General features: G+C 52.7%; 20 protein-coding genes. 10 read left to right on the top strand and 10 right to left on the bottom strand.

All coding sequences use genetic code 11. From position 1 onward, the window contains the following. Positions 1 to 328: 328 nt before the first annotated feature. The gene (locus WH298_RS22475) at positions 329 to 1,276 is read right to left on the bottom strand and encodes a sulfonate ABC transporter substrate-binding protein (RefSeq protein WP_180824121.1); all 948 of its coding nucleotides are present in this window, start codon (positions 1,274 to 1,276) and stop codon (positions 329 to 331) included. 263 nt (positions 1,277 to 1,539) lie between these two features. Here WH298_RS22475 and WH298_RS22470 point away from each other — a divergent pair, with 263 nt between their 5' ends. Together WH298_RS22470 and WH298_RS22465 are read left to right on the top strand one after the other, a co-directional pair. After that, positions 1,540 to 3,597 carry an FUSC family protein gene (locus WH298_RS22470; RefSeq protein ID WP_180824120.1) on the top strand — a complete coding sequence of 686 codons (2,058 nt, stop codon included), beginning with the start codon at positions 1,540 to 1,542 and terminating at the stop codon, positions 3,595 to 3,597. Between the two features lie 15 nt (positions 3,598 to 3,612). After that, on the top strand, positions 3,613 to 4,302 hold the full coding sequence (locus WH298_RS22465; protein WP_180824119.1) for an aspartate/glutamate racemase family protein: 690 nt from the start codon (positions 3,613 to 3,615) through the stop codon (positions 4,300 to 4,302). Positions 4,303 to 4,490: 188 nt separating this feature from the next. Here the strand turns inward: WH298_RS22465 and WH298_RS22460 are convergent, their stop codons facing one another. From WH298_RS22460 to WH298_RS22435, 6 genes are all read right to left on the bottom strand, one after another. Next, complete coding sequence (locus tag WH298_RS22460; RefSeq protein ID WP_180824118.1) at positions 4,491 to 5,762, bottom strand: alanine racemase; 1,272 nt, start codon at positions 5,760 to 5,762, stop codon at positions 4,491 to 4,493. Between the two features lie 9 nt (positions 5,763 to 5,771). Further along, positions 5,772 to 6,509, bottom strand: coding sequence for an amino acid ABC transporter ATP-binding protein (locus WH298_RS22455; RefSeq protein ID WP_180824117.1), 738 nt, complete (start codon positions 6,507 to 6,509; stop codon positions 5,772 to 5,774). Continuing rightward, positions 6,506 to 7,150 (bottom strand): amino acid ABC transporter permease, encoded by a 645-nt coding sequence (locus WH298_RS22450; protein ID WP_049853125.1) that lies wholly within the window; start codon positions 7,148 to 7,150, stop codon positions 6,506 to 6,508. The genes WH298_RS22455 and WH298_RS22450 overlap by 4 nt, the downstream gene beginning before the upstream one ends. Next, a complete protein-coding gene (locus tag WH298_RS22445) occupies positions 7,147 to 7,884 on the bottom strand; it encodes an amino acid ABC transporter permease (RefSeq protein WP_180824116.1) in 738 nt (245 codons plus the stop codon). Before WH298_RS22445 ends, WH298_RS22450 begins: the two co-directional genes overlap by 4 nt. A gap of 49 nt (positions 7,885 to 7,933) precedes the next feature. After that, positions 7,934 to 8,770 carry an ABC transporter substrate-binding protein gene (locus WH298_RS22440; RefSeq protein ID WP_180824115.1) on the bottom strand — a complete coding sequence of 279 codons (837 nt, stop codon included), beginning with the start codon at positions 8,768 to 8,770 and terminating at the stop codon, positions 7,934 to 7,936. 143 nt (positions 8,771 to 8,913) lie between these two features. Beyond that, on the bottom strand, positions 8,914 to 9,306 hold the full coding sequence (locus WH298_RS22435; RefSeq protein WP_180824114.1) for a RidA family protein: 393 nt from the start codon (positions 9,304 to 9,306) through the stop codon (positions 8,914 to 8,916). Positions 9,307 to 9,697: 391 nt separating this feature from the next. On the opposite strand from WH298_RS22435, the gene WH298_RS22430 reads away from it, so the two are divergent. From WH298_RS22430 to zigA, 3 genes are all read left to right on the top strand, one after another. After that, positions 9,698 to 10,450, top strand: coding sequence for an IclR family transcriptional regulator (locus WH298_RS22430; RefSeq protein WP_180824113.1), 753 nt, complete (start codon positions 9,698 to 9,700; stop codon positions 10,448 to 10,450). A 116-nt stretch (positions 10,451 to 10,566) separates the two neighbouring features. Beyond that, on the top strand, positions 10,567 to 11,673 hold the full coding sequence (locus WH298_RS22425; RefSeq protein ID WP_180824112.1) for an ABC transporter substrate-binding protein: 1,107 nt from the start codon (positions 10,567 to 10,569) through the stop codon (positions 11,671 to 11,673). A 180-nt stretch (positions 11,674 to 11,853) separates the two neighbouring features. Then, positions 11,854 to 13,074 carry a zinc metallochaperone GTPase ZigA gene (gene zigA, locus WH298_RS22420; protein ID WP_180824111.1) on the top strand — a complete coding sequence of 407 codons (1,221 nt, stop codon included), beginning with the start codon at positions 11,854 to 11,856 and terminating at the stop codon, positions 13,072 to 13,074. A 33-nt stretch (positions 13,075 to 13,107) separates the two neighbouring features. Here the strand turns inward: zigA and WH298_RS22415 are convergent, their stop codons facing one another. Further along, positions 13,108 to 13,776, bottom strand: a complete 669-nt coding sequence (locus WH298_RS22415; protein ID WP_180824110.1) for an O-methyltransferase — start codon at positions 13,774 to 13,776, stop codon at positions 13,108 to 13,110. Between the two features lie 92 nt (positions 13,777 to 13,868). Between WH298_RS22415 and WH298_RS22410 the strand changes: the two genes are divergently transcribed. Together WH298_RS22410 and WH298_RS22405 are read left to right on the top strand one after the other, a co-directional pair. Beyond that, complete coding sequence (locus tag WH298_RS22410; protein ID WP_180824109.1) at positions 13,869 to 14,507, top strand: TetR/AcrR family transcriptional regulator; 639 nt, start codon at positions 13,869 to 13,871, stop codon at positions 14,505 to 14,507. Positions 14,508 to 14,634: 127 nt separating this feature from the next. After that, the gene (locus tag WH298_RS22405; RefSeq protein WP_180824108.1) at positions 14,635 to 15,456 is read left to right on the top strand and encodes a Cof-type HAD-IIB family hydrolase; all 822 of its coding nucleotides are present in this window, start codon (positions 14,635 to 14,637) and stop codon (positions 15,454 to 15,456) included. A 70-nt stretch (positions 15,457 to 15,526) separates the two neighbouring features. Here the strand turns inward: WH298_RS22405 and WH298_RS22400 are convergent, their stop codons facing one another. After that, positions 15,527 to 16,414, bottom strand: a complete 888-nt coding sequence (locus tag WH298_RS22400) for an SDR family oxidoreductase (protein WP_180824107.1) — start codon at positions 16,412 to 16,414, stop codon at positions 15,527 to 15,529. A 103-nt stretch (positions 16,415 to 16,517) separates the two neighbouring features. Here WH298_RS22400 and WH298_RS22395 point away from each other — a divergent pair, with 103 nt between their 5' ends. Next, positions 16,518 to 17,342 (top strand): helix-turn-helix transcriptional regulator, encoded by an 825-nt coding sequence (locus WH298_RS22395; protein WP_180824106.1) that lies wholly within the window; start codon positions 16,518 to 16,520, stop codon positions 17,340 to 17,342. Here the strand turns inward: WH298_RS22395 and WH298_RS22390 are convergent. Continuing rightward, positions 17,284 to 17,715, bottom strand: coding sequence for a winged helix-turn-helix transcriptional regulator (locus tag WH298_RS22390; protein WP_180824105.1), 432 nt, complete (start codon positions 17,713 to 17,715; stop codon positions 17,284 to 17,286). The genes WH298_RS22395 and WH298_RS22390 overlap by 59 nt on opposite strands. Positions 17,716 to 17,826: 111 nt before the next feature. Between WH298_RS22390 and WH298_RS22385 the strand changes: the two genes are divergently transcribed. Together WH298_RS22385 and WH298_RS22380 are read left to right on the top strand one after the other, a co-directional pair. Beyond that, positions 17,827 to 18,876 carry an NAD(P)-dependent alcohol dehydrogenase gene (locus WH298_RS22385; protein WP_180824104.1) on the top strand — a complete coding sequence of 350 codons (1,050 nt, stop codon included), beginning with the start codon at positions 17,827 to 17,829 and terminating at the stop codon, positions 18,874 to 18,876. A gap of 495 nt (positions 18,877 to 19,371) precedes the next feature. Then, complete coding sequence (locus WH298_RS22380) at positions 19,372 to 19,767, top strand: FAD synthase family protein (RefSeq protein WP_049853457.1); 396 nt, start codon at positions 19,372 to 19,374, stop codon at positions 19,765 to 19,767. The last annotated feature ends 10 nt before the right edge of the window (positions 19,768 to 19,777 follow it).

The following is a 19,777-nucleotide window of genomic DNA, read 5'->3' as shown; positions in this document are numbered from 1 at the left end:
GCATGCGCGTCCGGGTATTTCTGTTGCCTAACTTTAATTATGTTATTGATATATATGTAATTTAATATCAATAAATGTTGTTTTTGCCCTACAAATTAAACGCTTATAACAACCTCTCCTGCACTACAAAACAACAACGTGAGGCGTTATGAGTTCTCTTCCTTTAGAAAACACCTTACCGGTTTCTGAACCGGTGCGTTCGGTCAGTGACGTGTAGCGCGCTGACGCCAGGCAGTGGCTGCACGTCATATAAGTAGGTGCGCATAAATGCGCACCCTACGAAACCCTCGTCAAATAACTGCACGGCGACCAGCTAGTTTGTGATGACTTACTTCTTATCCAGCGACCAGGTTGCGCTGCGTACATCCACTTTTACCGGCAACAAGCCTACACGCGTAAAGGTATCGGCTAATGCCTGCTGCTCAGCAAATACCTGCGGTGTCATGCGTGAAGCGCCGTAGGGCAGACGTTTGATGGTGGTTTGCCAGATGGCTTTATCCAGGCCGGTTGATTTCGATAGAATGGCAGCGGCTTCGTCCTGATTCTTATTCGCCCAATCGCTGAGTTTGCTGAGCTCATCCACCACTTGCTTCGCGGTATCAGGATGGCCTTCGGCAAATGGACGGCTGGCAAGATAGAAGGTGTAATGTGGGACTAACCCTTCAGCGTTGCGGATTTCACGCGCATCGGCGTTCGCTTCTACTTCTGCGAGGTACGGATCCCAGATTACCCATGCATCAATCGCACCTTTCTGGAACGCCGCGCGGGCATCAGCCGGCGGCAGATACACTGGCGTGACATCCTTATAATTCAGTCCAGCATCTTCTAATGCTTTCACCAGCAGATAGTTCACGTCGGAGCCTTTATTCAGGCCAACACGTTTACCTTTTAAATCGGCAACGGTTTTAATCGATGAATCTTTTGGCACCACAATGGCTTCGGTTTTAGGGTTGGCTGGTGAATGGCCGAGATAGATCAAATCGGCTTTGGCTGCCTGAGCGAAAGCGGGTGGGGCATCGCCGGTAGCGGCCAAATCAATGCTGCCAACGTTTAATCCTTCCAGCATCTGCGGACCCGCCGGGAATTCTACCCAACGAATGTTGATGCCTTCTTTTTTAAAGGTTTCATCCAGCGTGCCGCGATATTTCAGCAAGGCAAAGATATTGGCTTTTTGATAGCCAATAGTGACGGTTTCTGGGTTAGCGGCAAAGGCGTGTGCGGAGAGCAGGCCAACGCTGAGGGCTAATGCGCTCAGGACAGGAAGTTTTACTTTCATGATGATTCTCTCGTGGTTTTTTTGCCACCTTAGCAAAGGCCTTATATAACCAATAAATAACTAATTTCGATCGCTTATAACTGATTTTATGTGATCCAGATCATTCACTGTAATCAGTATCCAACGCAATTGGGCACAGATATTTCCATAGGTGCCCATATAATTAGCACGGTAATAATTTGTATAACAAATCAAAATGCCATTGCGATAAGCTTCTGTCAGGATAAGTAATTCCGCTGCCTGCATAAGGTCTTACCTGTTCTATGAAGTGGTTTTCACGAAGCGCAGTGCTGTTCTCTGCCAAAACCTGTCTTGCTGCCTTTCTGGCTTTTTATATCGCTCTGGAACTCAATCTCGATAAACCGGCCTGGTCACTGACTACAGTGTACGTTGCCTCGCAGCTCTATTCGGGGTCGACAGTATCGAAATCGATTTTCCGCTTCTTCGGCACCGTGCTGGGCGGGCTTTTTACCCTGTTGATCTATCCCGCTACGGTGCAGGATCCGCTGCTATTTAGCCTGTGTATCTCGCTGTGGGTGGCGGTTTGCCTCTATCTTTCACTGCACGACCGCACGCCGAAAAGCTATGTGTTTATGCTGGCAGGCTATAGCGCGGCGATCATGGGCTTTCCGGATGTGGTGTCGCCCTCGGCCATCACCTACACGGTGATTTCCCGTATTGAGGAGATTACCGTGGCGATCATTTGTAGCAGCCTGGTGCATCGGCTGCTTTGGCCGGTTTCAATGCGCAATTTGTTAGAGCAGAGCGTCAACCTGTGGTATCAGAACGCGCGCAAGCTGTGCAGCGAACTGGTCACGGTGATGCCGGCCGATAAGTCGGTCGAGCGCGAGGATATTCTGGTGCAGATGGCCAATTATCCGCTGAATGTCGAAACGTTAATTACCCATTGCGTCTATGAAGGCGATGCGGCGCGGCGGCTGGTGCGCTTAGTCAGCGTGCAGTATCAGCACCTGTCATATTTTATTCCCACGCTGACGGCGATTGAATCGCGCCTGAATCTACTGGCGCAGCAGCAAATCCACTTTCCTGACTACATCGCCGAGGTGTTCCAGCAGTTCTTGCTGTGGCTGAACGGCGAAGATCAGCTGCCGGTGCGCGATAAGCTGACTGGTGCGCAACAGCAGCTAAAACTTGCGTGGCAAGAGGGCCGACTCAACAGCGAGGAGAGCATTCTGCTGATGGGTTTGCTGGAACGCTTGCTCAATTTCGTGCGCATTGTCGATGCCTATCAAAGCGTCAGCGAGCGCGTGAGTGAATGGACGCCAGCGGTGAAAGCCGGAAAAATGGCGCGTGCGCACAAACATGTTGATAAAGGATTGCTGTTGCTGTCGTCGTTTACTGCCTTTATCGCCACGTTTGTGACCTGCGTATTCTGGATTGGTAGCGGCTGGGTTGATGGGGCCACCGCGCCGATGATGGCGGCCGTGCTCTGTTCCTTCTTTGCCGGAATGGACAGTCCGATTGCGCCGATGAAGTTGTTCCTTAAAGGCGTGTTGATCTCGGTGGTCATCAGCCTTCTCTACATCACCTTGTTGATTCCGCAGGCGGTCACCTTCGAAGCGCTGGTGATCTGCCTTGCGCCGGGTTTGCTGGCGCTGGGCTTGGTAATCGCCAATCCGTCGACCAACCTGATTGGTTTGATTGTCGCCACGCAAATTCCAGGCTTAATTGGCATGAGCCACAATTTCAAACCCGATTTACAGCTTATAGTGAACGCTATTCTCTCGACGCTGGTGGGCATTGCTTTCGCGGTGGTGATTACGGCGCTGATCCGCAACAAGCGTCCGTCATGGACCGCTAAACGCGCGGTGCGCAAAGGTATACGCGAGCTGCTGCACTTTATCGCCACGGTACGTCTGAATAGCGTCACGTTGACGGCGCGCCAGCAGTTTGTCTCGCGCACGCTGGATAAGGTGAACATTATCCTGCCGCGTAAACGTGTCGATCCAGTACCGGAGCTGGTCTCTGGTGGCAATCTGATTGCTGAAGCCTGGTTGGGCGCGAATTGCTATGACTATTACACACGTCATCGCGAGCTATTACTTGCGCATCACATTGAGAGTGCGGCGATGTTTCATGAATTAAGCCAGTTTCTTAAACGTCGGCTGAAGTCGTTACAAAGCGTGCCACAACCAGAATTACTGGCGGAATTGAATACGCTGCTACTGCGGCTGGAGGCGGCGGCAATGCAGGAGAATTCGCTGTTTGCGCCGATGTTCCACCTGTTCAATATCCGCCTATCGCTGTTTCCCTCAGCGCGCTGGCCGGAAATCCCGTACAGTGCTGAACAGGATGTTTAAAACGGAGTTAAGCAGATGAAAGTGATCGGATTAATTGGCGGGATGAGCTGGGAATCTACCGCGCTCTATTACCGCATTATCAATGAACAGGTGAAACAGCAGTTGGGCGGTTTGCACTCTGCACGCAGCCTGATGTACAGCGTCGATTTCCATGAGATCGAAAAGTTGCAGGCCGCGGGTGAATGGCAAAAGGCGGGTGAAATTCTGGCAGCTGCCGCCATTAGCCTTGAGAAGGGCGGGGCGGAATTCATCGTGCTTTGCACCAATACTATGCACAAAGTGGCGCAGCAGATTACAGATGCGGTGAATATTCCGCTGCTGCATATCGCTGATGCTACGGCGCAGCGTATTCGGCAGGCTGGTGTGAAAAAGGTGGGTTTGCTGGCGACAGCGTTCACCATGGAGCAGGAATTCTACAAAGGTCGGCTTCATCGGTCGGGAATTGAGGTGTTGGTGCCTGAAGCAGCAGAACGCAAAGTGGTGCACGACATCATCTATCAGGAGCTGTGTCTTGGCGTGATCCGCAACGAATCGCGGGCGCGTTATCGCGAGATTATCGCTGGGCTGGTGGAGCAAGGTGCCGAAGCCATCATTCTCGGATGCACTGAAATCACCCTGTTGGTGAAGCCCGAAGATGCCAGCGTGCCGCTGTTTGATACCACGTTGATTCATGCTGAAGATGCGGTAAAGCTTGCGTTATCGTAGGGTCGTCATTCATGGCGTAATGCTTGTCAGTTAGAGATGAAAACGCCTACCGAGCGCACACATTGTAGCGGCGCCATTCATTGCGCGATAAATCGCGCCGCTACGCAATGTGCGGTGTGTTGATGCGGCGCTTAACTGATCGGCAGCAGGCGATTCATGGCGACCTGGTTAACTACCGATCAATCTCCTCAAAATGCTGTTTCCAGTGAATCTGTGACGCAATAATCATCATCCACCAGCGGCAGATAACGCCATTTATCGAAGGCAGTGCACGGATGCGAAATACCGCAGCCTACCCAATCGCCGACTTGCAGCTTTTCGTCGTCTGGCAGCAGTAAATACGCGTGTTGATCGTTAACGTCGCTGATGCGCAGGTGAGTCGCCGCGCGCGGTGCACTGCCATCGGCATTCCGGATCCATAAAGGATTGGGTAAATCCTGGTCGAAAGGCACATCGCGACGACCAAAATCCACGAAGGCTAATCCCGGTTCGGGACGTGATAACACGCGGCCCCAAATCTCGAGCGCAGCGTCAAAATGATGGCTTGCGCCCGGCTGGGCAAAGGGTGCAATGCGTGCGTACAGTCCGCTATCGTGCGCCATATAAGCACCGGAGCGAATCAGCGGCGTCATCGGCAGCGGCAGTTTGGCGGCAGTAAAACACGCTGTCACCACATCAAACCAGGCACCGCCACCGGCGCTGAGAATAATATGATCGCTGCTAAATAGCTGCTTTTCGGCCAGCAGTTCTGCAGTAGCGATCATCATCTGGCAGTAATCTTTTACTCGCTGAATACCTGCCGCATCGCGCCCTGCGCCCAGCGCGCCTTCATAACCGGCTACGCCAACCAGCTTGAGCGCAGGGCAGGCGGCGATGGCTTTTGCGATCGCTACCGCGTCCTGCGGGGAACGGCAACCGGTACGCCCGCCGCTGACTGACATCTCCAGCAGCACCGAAATCTGGCTTTCGCCGAGATGCTGCGCCAGTAGTTTCACGCCTTGCAGTGAATCGACGTAGCAGAGGAAGCCGTGATCGGGATGCTGCTGTTGCCACTGCGCGATCCAGCGAATGCCCGCCGGATCGACCAATTGATTGGCAAGAAACACATTTCGAATGCCGAACTGCCGCAGTGCACGCACCTGCGCCGGCGTTGCCGCCCCCAAACCCCAGGCGCCGCCTTCGGTGATAGCGCGGCGCAGAATGGCCGGAGACATCGAGGTTTTACCGTGTGCAGCCAGCAGCACACCGTTTTCGCGGCAGAAGGCCGCCAGCTGACGCAGATTATTCTCCAGCGCTGACTGCTTCATGATCATCAGCGGAGAAAATACCGCATCGCTGCTCAGCACCGCTGTACCGAGAGCCAGCGGCGTATCGCCGGCGCCGGCTACCGATTTAAAACGGGGGGCGGGCTGTTGTGCATCGAGCAAACCTTCTGCCTGCAGTGGAAAACGAATCGACATAGCTCCTCCTTAATGCTCAAGTACGCGGGACAAAAACTGCTGGGTGCGCGGATTCTGCGGATTAACGAAAATCTGCTCGGGCGAACCCTGTTCAGCAATCACGCCTTGATCCATAAACACCACGCGGTCGGCGGTTTTACGCGCAAAGCCCATTTCGTGCGTGACCACCACCATCGTCATGCCTTCGCGCGCCAGGCTGCGCATCACTTCCATCACTTCACCCACCAATTCCGGATCCAATGCCGAGGTGGCTTCATCGAAGAACATGATTTTCGGCTCCACCGCCAGCGCGCGGGCAATCGCTACGCGCTGCTGCTGCCCGCCGGAGAGTTGTGCCGGATAGTGATGCGCGCGTTCAGCGAGCCCAACGCGCGTCAACGCAGCCATTCCGCGTTTGTTGGCTTCGGCTTCTGACAGCTTTTGCGCTTTGATCAGCGCCAGCGTGACGTTGCCGAGCGCGGTTTTATGCGGGAAGAGATTGAACTGCTGGAACACCATGCCGACGTGACCGCAGATTTCGCTGGCACGCTTGCGTTCGTGCAGCGGCACTGCGTTAACCCAAACTTCGCCGCCGTCGGCCACTTCCAGCCCGCTCATAATACGCAGTACGGTACTTTTGCCGGAACCGGAGGCGCCAATCAGCACCAGCACTTCTCCCGGCGAAACATCAAGGCTGATCTCTTTCAATACCTGGGTTGAGCCAAAAGATTTGGTGATCCGGCTCAGCGTAATGGCGGATTTGCTCATGAAATTTGGCTCCTGGTTTGATGATGTTGTACCCAACGGGAAAGCGGGAAGCAGATGGCGAAATAGAGCAGGGCCACCAGGCCATAAACCACCACCGGCTGGCCGATACGATCGACAATCGCCTGGCCCTGATGCATCAGTTCGGACATGCCGATCATGCTGACAATCGAGGTGTCTTTAATCAGCGAAAGATATTGACCCGCCAGCGGCGGCAGCACGATGCCGCGCGTTTGCGGCAGGATGACGTTGATAAACGTCTGGCGCTTTGACAGCCCAAGAATCCATGACACTTCCCACTGGCCTTTCGGCACCGCTTCAATGCCGGCACGAAATACTTCGGCGATATACGCGCCTTGATAGATGCTCAGGCCCAGAATCCCGGCGGCAAACAGGTTGATGTCATAGCCAAAATAGGCCACACCGAAGTAGATGAACATCAGTGTGATCAGCACCGGCGTACCGCGAAACAGTTCGGTGTAGATAACAGCGATTTGTTTGGCAACCGGCAAGCGGCTGGTGCGCAGCACCGCAGCCAGTAGGCCGAGTAGCGTACTGCCAATAATTGCGGCGAAGGACAGCAGTAGCGTGATACCCAATCCTTTCAACAGAATCGGTAACGAACTGAAAATGAGGTCATTCATAGCGCGTTCTCCCGCTTCATCGGATTAGTCAGCCATTTTCTTGCCCACCACCAGGCGGACTTTTTTACTGGTGTCACCAGCGGCGGGTGGAACATGCGCCGTCCTGCAACCGTGCCCAACCATGAGAACAAATTACTCAATACCAGATAAACCAGCGCAACCACGCTGAAGGTTTGGATATACAGTAGCGTCCGTGCGTTGATTACCGTGGCGGTGCCGGTCAGTTCTGGCAGCGCAATCGCTGACAAAAGTGAGGTGCCGAGCAGTAGTTGAATCAGGTTGTTGATGATGGCTGGCCACACCGCGCGGGCCGCCTGTGGCAGCACGACGGTGAGAAACACCTGACGACGCGGAATACCCAGCACCCATGCGGCTTCGAGCTGGCCTTTCGGCACCGACTGAATACCCGCACGGAAGGTTTCGGAGAGATACGCACCGACGTTTATCCCCAGCGCCAGTACACCTGCGGTAAAGGCGCTCATGGTGATGCCGAGCGAAGGCAGGCCAAAGAAGATGATGAAAATCTGCAATAGCACCGGTGTATTACGGATGAACTCCACATAGCAGTGGCTGATCCAGCGCAGCGGCGCCAGCGGCGACGATTTTGCCAGCGCAGACAGCAAGCCGAGAACGACCGCCAGCCCGAACGCCAGAAGCGTCACCTGAAGGGTCAGCCATGCGGCTTCGAAGAAGGTGTCGGCATAGCGCCACAGGGTTAGCCATTGATAACTCATGGTTCTGCTCCTTGGGGCGGCGCAGCATCAACTGCCGCACCGCGTGCCATCAAAATTGCGGATTCAGCGGGTAGGCCGGTTTGTTACCAAACCATTTCTGATACAGCTGAGCGTTTTCGCCAGAGGCGTTAATTTCAAACAGGAATTCGTTTAGATAGTTGGTCCACACCTGGTCACCCTGTTTCACGCCGAAAGCGTTGTACTCCAGCGGCACCAGCGCTTCGTTGGTGACGGTTAAGGTGGGGTCGAGCTTGGCCTGATAGGCGAGGAAGTTGTTATCCTCGATCATCGCATCGGCCTGGCCCTGTTTCACCGCGAGAATCGCCGCCTGCGATGAGTCATATTCCTGAATCTTCACGTCGATACCCAGGTTGCGCACTTCGTCGCCGTTGGTCGAGCCTTTCACTGTGGCAATGGTTTTGCCGCCCATGTCGTGGGCCGATTGAATGCCGCTATTTTTGCGTACCAGCATCGCTTCACTGGCCACCACATACGGATGAGTGAAACCAATCTCTTTGGCGCGCTCCAGATTGCGAGTGAAATTACAGAACACAACATCCACTTTATTGGTTTGCAGATTAGGAATACGGTTGGCGCTGGTGGTATTGACCATTTCCAGCTTCACGCCCATCTCTTTGGCCAGCGCTTTGGCAAGGTCAACATCGTAGCCATCCGGGTTGCCGTCTTTATCGTAAAAACCAAACGGTGCGAAGCTCAGGCAATCACCCACGCGCAAGGTGCCACGCTGCAATACGCTTTGCAGGGCCGATTGCGGTGCCGCACCGGCTTCTTTTTTTTCTTCCGTTGGCGTACAACCCGCCACAGTCAGTAATACCAGCGCACTGGCTACCGCCTTGACGCCTGTTTTTAGCGATGTTGTTTTCATATCTATGCTCTCTTAAAAAAATTTTGACGAGACGGCTTATTGCCGTTATTCAACAGCAAAATAGAAAGGCATCAATTAATAACAGGCTGTCCTGGTGTGAGCGCGGAAAGTAAAATTTCGCCAGCCTGATTTAACGGTAATAATTATTTACGGTCGGCGCGGAAACATTTCATATCTACTTCAACTTTGCAGTCGACGACCAAATCCTGCACGCTACAAATACGCGCTGGCGGATTGCCACTGAATATCTCACTGAATACTTTATTGAATGAACTGAAATAGCGTGCGTCGGTTAATACGGCAGTAACGTATACCACATCTTCTACACGGTAACCGGCTTCGCGCATGATGGTCAGGCAGTTCTCGAAGGCTAGCTGCGTCTGTTCGATGATGCCGCCTTCTACCACTTCACCGTCGCGCATCGGGGTTTGGCCGGAGATATAGAGCCAGCCATCAGCCTCAACTGCCCGAGCGAACGGTAATTTTTGCCCGCCGGTTCCTGTTCCGCCTTCAACGCCATAACGTTTAATCGTCATTCCCTGCTGCTCCTTTTTGCGCATGGACGCGCATTCTGTGTTGTCTGGTATACCAGACTGTTATCTGCAATACCGGATAGGGCAAGATTTGCACAGGACGTTTTCATTTGCAATATGTGAAAGGCTATTTAATTTTTTGTGATGTCGTCGGGATCGCAAAATAAAACTCTGTGAGTAAGAATTAAAAATTATAGTGTGATGGCTATCGTGATTTTATAAAAATCGTAGAGATGCAATGCGCCATAATGAGGCCCCAAAACTGAACGCATTAATAAAGTGGTCATAATTAATTTTTATTTAATCCGGGATGGGTAAAAGCAGGTGTACGGTGTATGATGTTTTTCTTTTATCGCCTTAACTATTGGTATCAGTGCAACAGGAGAGTGAGTGTATGCCGGATGAAAAACCCTCGCGGGCGCGCGGCGTTGACCGGGTTATCGATATATTTCGGCAGTTGCATAGCGCTCGCCAACCGATGTCAATGCGCGATCTGATCGAAGCGACAGGTGCGCCGCGATCCAGCATTTATGAATTAGTCAGCCTGCTGAGTGAAGCCGGTTTAGTTGAGCTGGATGCAGAGGGCGCGGTGTTTTTTGGCCGGGAGATGCACTACTACGGTGCGGATTATATGGCGCAAAATGATCTGATTCGCCGGGCACATCAGCTGATGGTGGAGATTGTGGCGCGACACGGTGAAACCGTTCAGCTCTGTATGCTGGAAGGCAACAAATACACCGTGGTACTTTCTGAAAGTAATGCGCATCCATTTAAAATCACCTCTGATATTGGCGTGCGCGTGCCGATTACCTGGACGGCAACGGGCCGTTTGCTGCTAAGTAATTGGTCAGATAGCGCAATCCTGGAGCTGATCCCCGAAGAGGATTATCGTCTGGCCAGCGGTCAGATTCTCGACAAACAGGCGTTTCTCGATGAAATCCATCATGCCGGTAAACTCGGCTACTGCATGACAGAAGGGTTGTCCGAGAGCTTCACCTGCTGCATGGCGGCGCCTATCCGTTCGCGCAGCGGCCAGGCGGTGGCGGCGATCTGCTTTATGGTTAGTCGCGATACGCCGCAGGAACGGCGTCAGATGCTGCTACAGGAATTGATCACTTCAGGGCAAAAGCTGTCAGATTTCACCTAGCCAGCCAAATGCAAAACTCCGTTACAACTGATTGAAGTGGCGTTTATTTCCGTCACTTAAGGTTGTGTTAAGGTAATTGATAATAATAACTATTCTTCTTACCACGGAGTTTTGGCATGAAAACGCGCCTGCTTTTGGCAATGGGGTTACTGGCTTCAACGGCGGCTGCCGCCACCACCTATCCGCTCACCGTCACCGATATGGACGGCAACACGCAAACTATCAGCAAAGAGCCGCAGCACATCATCTTGCAGGACGGGCGCGACATCTTGACGCTGGCGCTGCTCGATCGGGGCGATCCGTTTAAGCGCGTGGTAGCGTGGAACAACTTGCCGAAAAAGCAGGACACGCAATTCTGGAATGTGCTGAAAGGGCGCTGGCCGCAAGCAAGCAAAATTGTTGATATGGGCTTTAACGATCAGGGCCAGGTCGACCTTGAAAGCGTACTGGCGCAGAAGCCGGACCTGATGATTGCGCAGCTGCGCGCCAAACCGGCGTTACAGCAGTCTGGCGTGCTCGGCACCCTGAATAATCTGCATATTCCTGTGGTGTTTGTTGATTACGAACTGCACCCGGCACAGAACACTGCGCCGAGCGTCACGCTGCTGGGTAACGTGTTGAATCGCGAAAGCCAGGCTGCCGCCTACACAGATTTCTACCAGCAAAAATTTGCACGCATTAGCAAAGGCGTGGCTGAAGTGAAAAACAAGCCGACCGTCTTCATCGAACCGATCGCCGGTAATAGCGATAACTGCTGCTTCACGCACAGCCACAACGGCTGGGGTGGACTGGTGGAAGCGGTGGGCGGGAAGAATATTGGATCGGAGTTGCTGCCGGGTAATGCCGGGTTTGTGGCACTGGAAAAGATCATCGCTATGAAACCTGATGTTTACATCATGACCGGTTCTAAGCGTCCGAATGCCAACGTGCTGCCGTTTGGTTATGGCGTCCAGCCGCAAGAAGTTAAAGCAACCTTCCAGACGCTTTTGAAGCGCACCGGTTTAGCGCAGATCGAACCGGTGAAAGAAGGGCGCGTATATGGCGTTTATCACCACTTCTATAATCACCCGTACAACATCATTGGCATGGAAATTCTGGCGAAAGATCTTTATCCGCAGCAGTTTGCCGACCTGACACCGACTGCAGATTTCCGCACCCTCGTGAAAACCTTCACTACCTTGCCGGATGACGCGATTGACTTGAGCTACCCCAACAATCAGTAATCTTTTTTTGCCTGGTGCGCACAATGCGCACCTTTCCTCTCCCACTCTGGTTTTATAGCGGCTATCCGCAATCAACCCACATTCCTCAATGACAATATTAATTGTTATGTTATAACATAACGAAAACATCAGCACCTTTGTCTTTCCATGTTGTGAACTTTGTCTTTTGAAGGAGTTGTCATGTCTGCAAAAAACCATCCATCCCGCGAATACAAAAAACTGCCGGTCACCGTGCTTTCCGGTTTCCTCGGCGCGGGTAAAACCACGCTGCTCAACCACATTCTCAATAACCGCGAAGGCCTTCGCGTGGCGGTGATCGTCAACGATATGTCCGAGGTGAATATTGATGCTGCGCTGGTGCGCGACGGCGGGGCGGAGCTATCGCGTACCGACGAGAAGCTAGTGGAAATGAGCAATGGCTGCATCTGCTGCACGCTGCGTGAAGATTTGCTGCTGGAGGTGAACCGTCTGGCAAAGGAGGGGCGTTTCGATAACCTGGTGATTGAATCCACCGGGATTTCCGAACCGCTGCCGGTAGCCGAAACCTTTACCTTCGCCGATGAAGAAGGGCAGAGTTTGTCTGCAGTGGCGTCGCTCGACACCATGGTGACGGTGGTCGATGGTTTCAATTTCCTGCGCGACTATGAATCAAATGAAAGTATTCAGTCACGTGGTGAGTCGCTAGGTGCAGAAGATGAGCGCACGGTGGTGGATCTGCTGGTCGATCAAATCGAATTCTGCGACGTGCTGATCCTGAATAAAACGGATCTAATAAACGAGGCAGAAAAGGAGCATCTGATGGCGATTCTGACCTCACTCAACCCGCGCGCCAATATCATCACCTCTGCATATGGCAAAGTGGAGCTGGACCAGGTACTCAACACCGGATTATTCGATTTTGACGCTGCGGCGCAGGCGCCAGGCTGGCTGCAGGAGCTGCGTGGCGAACACACGCCGGAAACCGAAGAGTATGGCATTCACAATTTTGTCTTTCGTGCGCGCCGTCCTTTTCATCCAGTGCGTTTTTCCCAGGTAATTGAAAACGAGCTCAACGGCGTGGTGCGCTCCAAAGGATATTTCTGGCTCGCCAGTCGTCCACGTCATGCCGGTTCATGGTCACAAGCGGGTGGTGTGTCACGTCAGGGCTTAGCGGGGATGTGGTGGGCCAGCGTGCCGAAAGAGCGCTGGCCACAGGACGAAGAAAACCTGCAGTACATTCTCGATAACTGGGTTGATGGTAGCGGTGATGCGCGCCAGGAACTGGTATTTATCGGTATCGATATGGATGAAGCGTTGCTGCGCGACAAGCTGGAAAATGCGCTGTTAACCGATGACGAGATGGCGTCTGGGCCGGATCGCTGGGTAGAACTCCCCGACCCGTTCCAGCCGTGGTTTAATTAATACGTTACCTCTGCGGGAGGCTTGCCGGGCTCCCTACGGCTTCCCCAACCATACTGACACTTCCACGCCATCATTAAACGGCAGCGAGATGAATTCGCCGCTGCCGTGCACCAGCTGGAGATATTCCGGGCTGAAGTCGGCATCATCCGCGACAATCAGCGCGCCAGGACGCAAATACGGTTGCACTAACGCCAGAATCTCCGGATAGATCGCTTTCGCACCGTCCAGCACCAGCATATCAATGGATGCAGGTAAATCGCTGCTCAAGGTGGCTAACGCATCACCCACGCGCACTTCAATCAGATCACTGACACCGGCATCAGCAAAATGATTGCGCGCCAGAGCCACTTTACCCGGCTCGAATTCGCAGGTGATGATGTTACCGCCGCCGTTATCACGTAGCGCTGCAGCTAAGTGCAGCGTGGAAATACCAAACGAGGTGCCAAACTCGATGATCGTTTTTGCTCTGCTGCTGCGCGCCAGCATATAGAGCAACTTGCCGGTTTCGCGCGATATCGCCAGCGGCACATCTTTCAGGTGAGCATACAGTTCGATGTAATCAGTTTTGCTACGCAGCAGGCGATTTTGCTCTGCGTCAGACATCGTTCTAAACGCTTCATTAGTGGGATGGGCCATATTATCGGCGAGCTCAAATAGGTAGTTCAGCAGCGGGGCTAATGGCGCGGAGGTTAAGGTGTTCATGGTTTTTTCCGTATATCAAAAAGTGGATTAAGCTGTGCGAACAGAATACGATGAATCATTCGCATTTCACTATTCGTGTTCTGGAGTTACTGATGACGGAAAGACGTAACGCTAAGATTTCTGAGAGAAAACGGCCTAAGCAAGCGCGCTCCAGCGAGTTGGTTTCTGCTATTTTACAAGCCGCTACTCAGGTTTTAGAGCAGGAAGGCGCCACGCGTTTTACCACCGCGCGCGTGGCGGAGCGCGCGGGCGTGAGTATTGGCTCGCTTTACCAATATTTTCCCAATAAGGCAGCTATTCTTTTCAGATTACAAAGCGAAGAGTGGCAGCGCACCGGCAATCTATTAGGCGCGATATTACGCAATAGCGCTGCTACACCGTGCCAGCGTTTGCACGATCTCACTCTGGCTTTTTTGCAATCGGAATGTGAAGAAGCTGCGATGCGCACGGCGCTTAATGATGCCGCGCCGCTCTATCGCGATGCCCCGGAAGTTCAGGAAGCACAAGCCGCCGGCGAGAACGTTATCAGTGATTTCCTGCTTGAACTGCTGCCGCATTCGGAGGAGGAAGATCGGGCGCGTGCCGCCGATCTGATCAACAGCACGCTAGGCAATGTGGGTAAACATTTTTCCGAATCGCCGCGCACGGCCGCTGAGATTAAAGCCTATGCACATGACATGGCGGAGATGTTCTGTGCCTGGATCAGAGAAAAAGGCGCTGACATACAGTAAAAGATGGACTGGAAATCTCTGAAAGCGGTGATCAAACTCATTATTCACATTCTCAATAATCCACACCGCGAGTAAGCTTAACAAAGACCTTTTTAAAGCCAATGGCGAGCAAATACGGGAGAGCAAAATGGCAGTGAAAATGATTGCAGTGGACATGGATGGAACGTTTCTCGACGACAATAAGCAGTACAACGTGCAACGCTTTGCGCGTCAGTATGCGCTGTTGAAAGAGAAGGGCATTCGTTTCGTGGTCGCCAGCGGCAATCAATATTATCAACTGCAGCGCTATTTTCCTGATATCAAAGATGAGATCGCCTTTGTAGCGGAAAACGGCGCCTGGGTTTCTGATAATAATGAAGAGATCTTCTGCGGCGAACTGGCCCCGGAGCGTGTGCATCAAATCCTCGATATTTTGGCCAAAGAGCCGGACATTAGCACGGTAGTGTGCGGTCGTAACGGCGCCTATGTGCACACATCGATGCCCGATGAGGTGATTGGCATGTTGGCAAATCACTACCATCGCCTGGAAAAGCGCGACAATCTTTACGATATCGATGACACCATCTTCAAGTTTTCCCTGAATCTGGCGCATGAAGGCGTAGAGGCTTTGATGGAGCGCCTGCACGCCGAACTGGGCGCGATTGAAAACATTATGCATCCGGTTTCCAGCGGATTTGGCTTTGTCGACCTGATCATTCCTGGCTGCCATAAAGCACACGGCATCGCATTGCTGCAGGAAAAATGGGGTATTGATGATTGTGAAGTGGTAGCAATTGGTGACAGTGCCAACGACATCGAAATGATGCGTCAGGCCTGTTATAGCTTCTCAATGGCTAACGCCGCCGCACCGGTGAGCGCGGTATCGCGTTACAGAACCGAAGGCAATAATGATGAAGGCGCACTGAATGTGATAGCCCGCCTGCTGGCGCGCGAAGAGCCATTTAGTTAAGTACGCTGTTCATTCACTGCACATCCTGAAGCGGCGCAATACATTGCGCCGCTTCAATGCCTAAGACAGGCTAACTAAAATATCCCGCCTCACGCATATCCTGCAGTAAACCCGGTCCGTTTGGCTGCCAGTTAAATGTCTGGCGCGTCCACGCACTGGATGAAGGATTATCAGCCGACGCAAAGAAAGCCATCCAGCCCAGCCAGGTTTTGGCTTCTTCCAGCGTCAGGCTCTTCACCGGCAGCGCTAATCCCGCACCGATAGTTTCGGCAATCTGCCGAAACGGTATACCTTCCTCCTGCACGGCATGCAGAATGGCACCCGGTTCAGCCTGTTCGGCGGCAAGGCAAAATAGCTCGGCGGCATCGTCGCGATGCACCGCAGGCCAATGATTTTCTCCTTCGCCGACATACACCGCTGCGCCTTTTTCCTTCGCCATATTGATGATCATCGGGATAAAACCATGGTCGCCCGCACCATGCACCGTCGGCGGCAAGCGAACTAACGCCACGCGCACACCGCGATCGGCTAGCGCCAATGCGGCGACGTTAGAATTAGACCGTGGATGTGCGCCCGCTGCCGGACGAATCTGTTCGGTGGCGAGTTGTCCCGGTGCGACTAACGCGGTGCCGGTGGTGACAATCAGCGGGCGATTGGAGCCAGCCAGCACGTCGCCCATTGCCAGAATAGCGCGTTGATCGACTTCGGCAGCATGATCCATGCGGCTAAAATCGTGGATGTATCCGGCATGAATGACGCCGTCGCTTTGCTCTACCGCACTGCGTAAGCTGGCGAGATCTTCCAGCTCACCGCGTATTACCTGCACACCTTGCTGATGTAATTTCTCTGCTGAAGCTTCGCTGCGTGCTAAACCCAGCACTTCAGCGCCTCGTGCCTGCAGTTTTTTCACAATGGCGGAACCAATAAATCCGCTCGCCCCAGTCACAAAAATTCGCATAATCGTGCTCCCCTTTTTCAAAGTTGAAGCACTATCATAAAAGTCTGCGTGGCGGCGAAAAGTCGTGAGCTTATACAGGTATACGCACTAACAGGATAAAGGCATGACTCAGCAAGATGACAATGTGCTCGGCAACTATCTGCGTGAACGCCGCCAGCGGCTGGATGCAGCGAAACTCGGTTACACGCTGCTCCGCCGTCGTACGCCGGGCCTGCGTCGGGAAGAAGTGGCGGTGCGCGCCTGCGTCAGTACCACATGGTACACGTGGCTGGAGCAGGGCAGAGGTGGCGCGCCCTCCGAAGAGGTGCTGGAACGCCTGGCCAAAGCATTAGAATTGAGCGCTGCTGAGCGCGATCACCTGTTTTTGCTGGCGCAGAACCGGCTGCCGGGCGTGACCTGGCAAGCAGGCGTAGACGTTTCGCCTTCGCTGCAACGCGTGCTCGACAGCATGGAACACACGCCCGCGCTGGTGAAGACCGCTGAGTGGCAAGTGGTGGCGTGGAATCGTGCCGCCACCAAAGTGTTTGTGGATTACGCCGAGTTGCCGCCGGAACAGCGCAACATTTTGCTGATGATGTTCCGCAACGAAGAGATGAAAAAACGTTTACCCGATTGGCATCAGGTCACTCGCGGCATGGTGGCCAACTTCCGTGCGGACGTGGCGCGCACCGGTGCCAGCGAGCATGTGCGCGCGCTGGTAGAGGAGCTGAGCGAAATGAGCGAAACCTTCCGCCAGCTATGGCAATCGCAGGAAGTTAGCCAGCATGGCGAAGGCATCAAACAGTTGTGGCTGCCGGACGAAGGCGTGCTGGAGCTGGAGTACAGCACCTTTGCCGTGGAGGGCAAACCCGGCTTGAGTCTGGTGGTATTTAATCCGCGTCAGCAGCGCGATCGTGATTGTGTGGCTCGACTGATGAAGCGTTCTTAGCGTGGCGATAGCAGGTTTCCATTTCATCCAGCGCCGCCTGATTTTCCAGCCCCCACTGATACATCTGCTCAATCGGTGCCGCGAACGTCATGCCGAGCGGCGTTAAGCGGTAATCCACTTTCGGCGGTATCACATCATAGACATGGCGGGCGATTAGCCCGCGCTGCTCCAGCTCTTTCAACGTTTGAAACAGCATCTTCTTCGATATCCCCTGCAGGCTGCGCTGTAACTCACCGGTGCGTGCGCGGTGATTCGGCCAGTGATACAACGCATGCAGCACCATGCTGCTCCATTTCACAGAAAACAGATCCATTAAGCGTCGCGGCGGCGAATCCGCATAAAAAAATAGTTTACCGTCAACGATTGCGGGCACCGTATGCGCCTCCTGTATGGTTACCAAATGGTAACTACTATCAATTCTGCACCATGTTCACTATAGTCTGCCGCCTTCAGTTAGCTAACGCCAGCCCATTTTGGAGGCAGTATGAAAATCAATGCATTAGTGGCGCACGACGCGACCAAACCTCTCTCATCCAGTCAGATTGCGCTGCGTCCGCTGCAGCAGCAGGATGTCAAAATTGAAATTCTCTACTGTGGCGTATGCCACTCCGATTTGCATATGGCACGTAACGAATGGGCGGTAAGCCGTTATCCGCTGGTGCCGGGCCATGAAATCGTCGGACGTGTGGTGGAAACCGGTACTGATGTGACGAATTTTAAAGCCGGCGATGTGGTAGGCGTGGGCGTGATGGTGGATTCCTGCCGTGAATGCCATTTCTGCCAGCAGAAAGAAGAGCAGTATTGCGAATCCGGTTTCGTCGCGACTTACAACGGTATCGATAAATACACCGGCGACAGCACCTGGGGCGGTTATGCGCAAAACGTGGTGGTTGATCAGCATTTTGTGGTTTCGGTACCGCAGACATTGCCGTTAGCCGGCGTTGCGCCGCTGCTGTGTGCCGGTGTAACGGTGTGGTCACCGCTGCGTCACTTTAATGTCAAAGCCGGTGATAAAGTTGGCGTAGTCGGTTTGGGCGGCTTGGGTCATATGGCGGTTAAATTGGCGAGCGCGATGGGCGCAGAGGTCACGCTATTTACTACTTCGCCTGCTAAAGGTGAGGACGCATTGCGCTTAGGAGCGAAGCGCGTCGTCGTTTCCCGTGATGCGCAGCAGATGGCTGCCGCGCAAACGTCACTGGATTTCATCGTTGACTGCGTTTCTGCACCACACGATCTCGATCCTTATCTCGCCACGCTGAAAACCAACGGCCGTTTAGTGCTGGTGGGGATTCCGGAGCAACCGCATCAGTCGCCTAACGTGACGCCAATGGTAAATCGTCGATTAAGCATCAGCGGTTCTTCGATTGGCAGCATTCAGGAAACCCAGGAAATGCTGGATTTCTGCGGCAAGCATAACATTACCGCCGATATCGAACTGATTGCCGGTGAAGAGATTGAAACGGCCTTTGCACGTATGCTGAAAGGCGAGGTGAAGTATCGCTTCGTTATCGATATGCAAGCGACTCACTGGTAAAAAAGTACCGCCCGTGCCTTGGCATGGGCGGTTTCAGCCTGAAATCGCCACATCGGAAGGGCTATAACTGATTGATGTGGTTGGAAATAAGCAAAGATAAAGTTCTGAAATTCTCCCTTCATCAAAATTACGCCATATAGTTACAACATACTTTAATGCACAGATTGAATAGCGACGAATTTTGACTTCTGCAAATGCATTGTTTAATCAGGGGAGGTTGGCAGATGTGGTTAATCACAATGAAATTCTATGCATTTTACATGGTGAAGTTTTGACATCCTCCCCCTTAAATCCGCTAGTGTTTAATTCCTTTTCAAGGAAAAACTTCTTCCTATAAAGTTAAAATTAAAACTCTATGTCATTGAAAATAATCTTTTATTTTTATGGCATATAAATTGCAAAGATTGGAGTAATGTTGGATGTACCTCCGACGCGTGAAATGATTTTCACGATGAAATAAGAGGTTATCTGTTCTCTCTTTCAATCGGCTATGAAATGAAAATAATTATTACCTTTGGCACCTTTGACGTTTTCCATGTAGGGCATCTGAATATTTTGCGACGCGCAAAAATGCTGGGCGATCGGTTGATTGTGGGAGTTTCATCAGATGCACTGAATTTCCATAAAAAAGCACGCTATCCGATCTATGAAGAGAGTGACAGGTTATCAATAATCGCGAGCATGAAGTATGTTGATGAGGTTTTTCTGGAAGAGTCTTTGGAGTTAAAGCCTGACTATATTAAACAATATAACGCAGATATTTTAGTTATGGGTGATGACTGGAAAGGCAAGTTTGACCACTTCTCATCGCTGGCTGAAGTCGTTTATCTAGAGCGCACACCGACTATTTCTACCACATCGCTGATTGAGGTGATAAAAAAGCGGTTATAACATCTTTCCT

This window comes from Pantoea nemavictus (assembly GCF_037479095.1).
GTDB classification, from domain to species: domain Bacteria; phylum Pseudomonadota; class Gammaproteobacteria; order Enterobacterales; family Enterobacteriaceae; genus Pantoea; species Pantoea nemavictus.
This window is presented reverse-complemented; position numbering and strand designations above follow the sequence as displayed.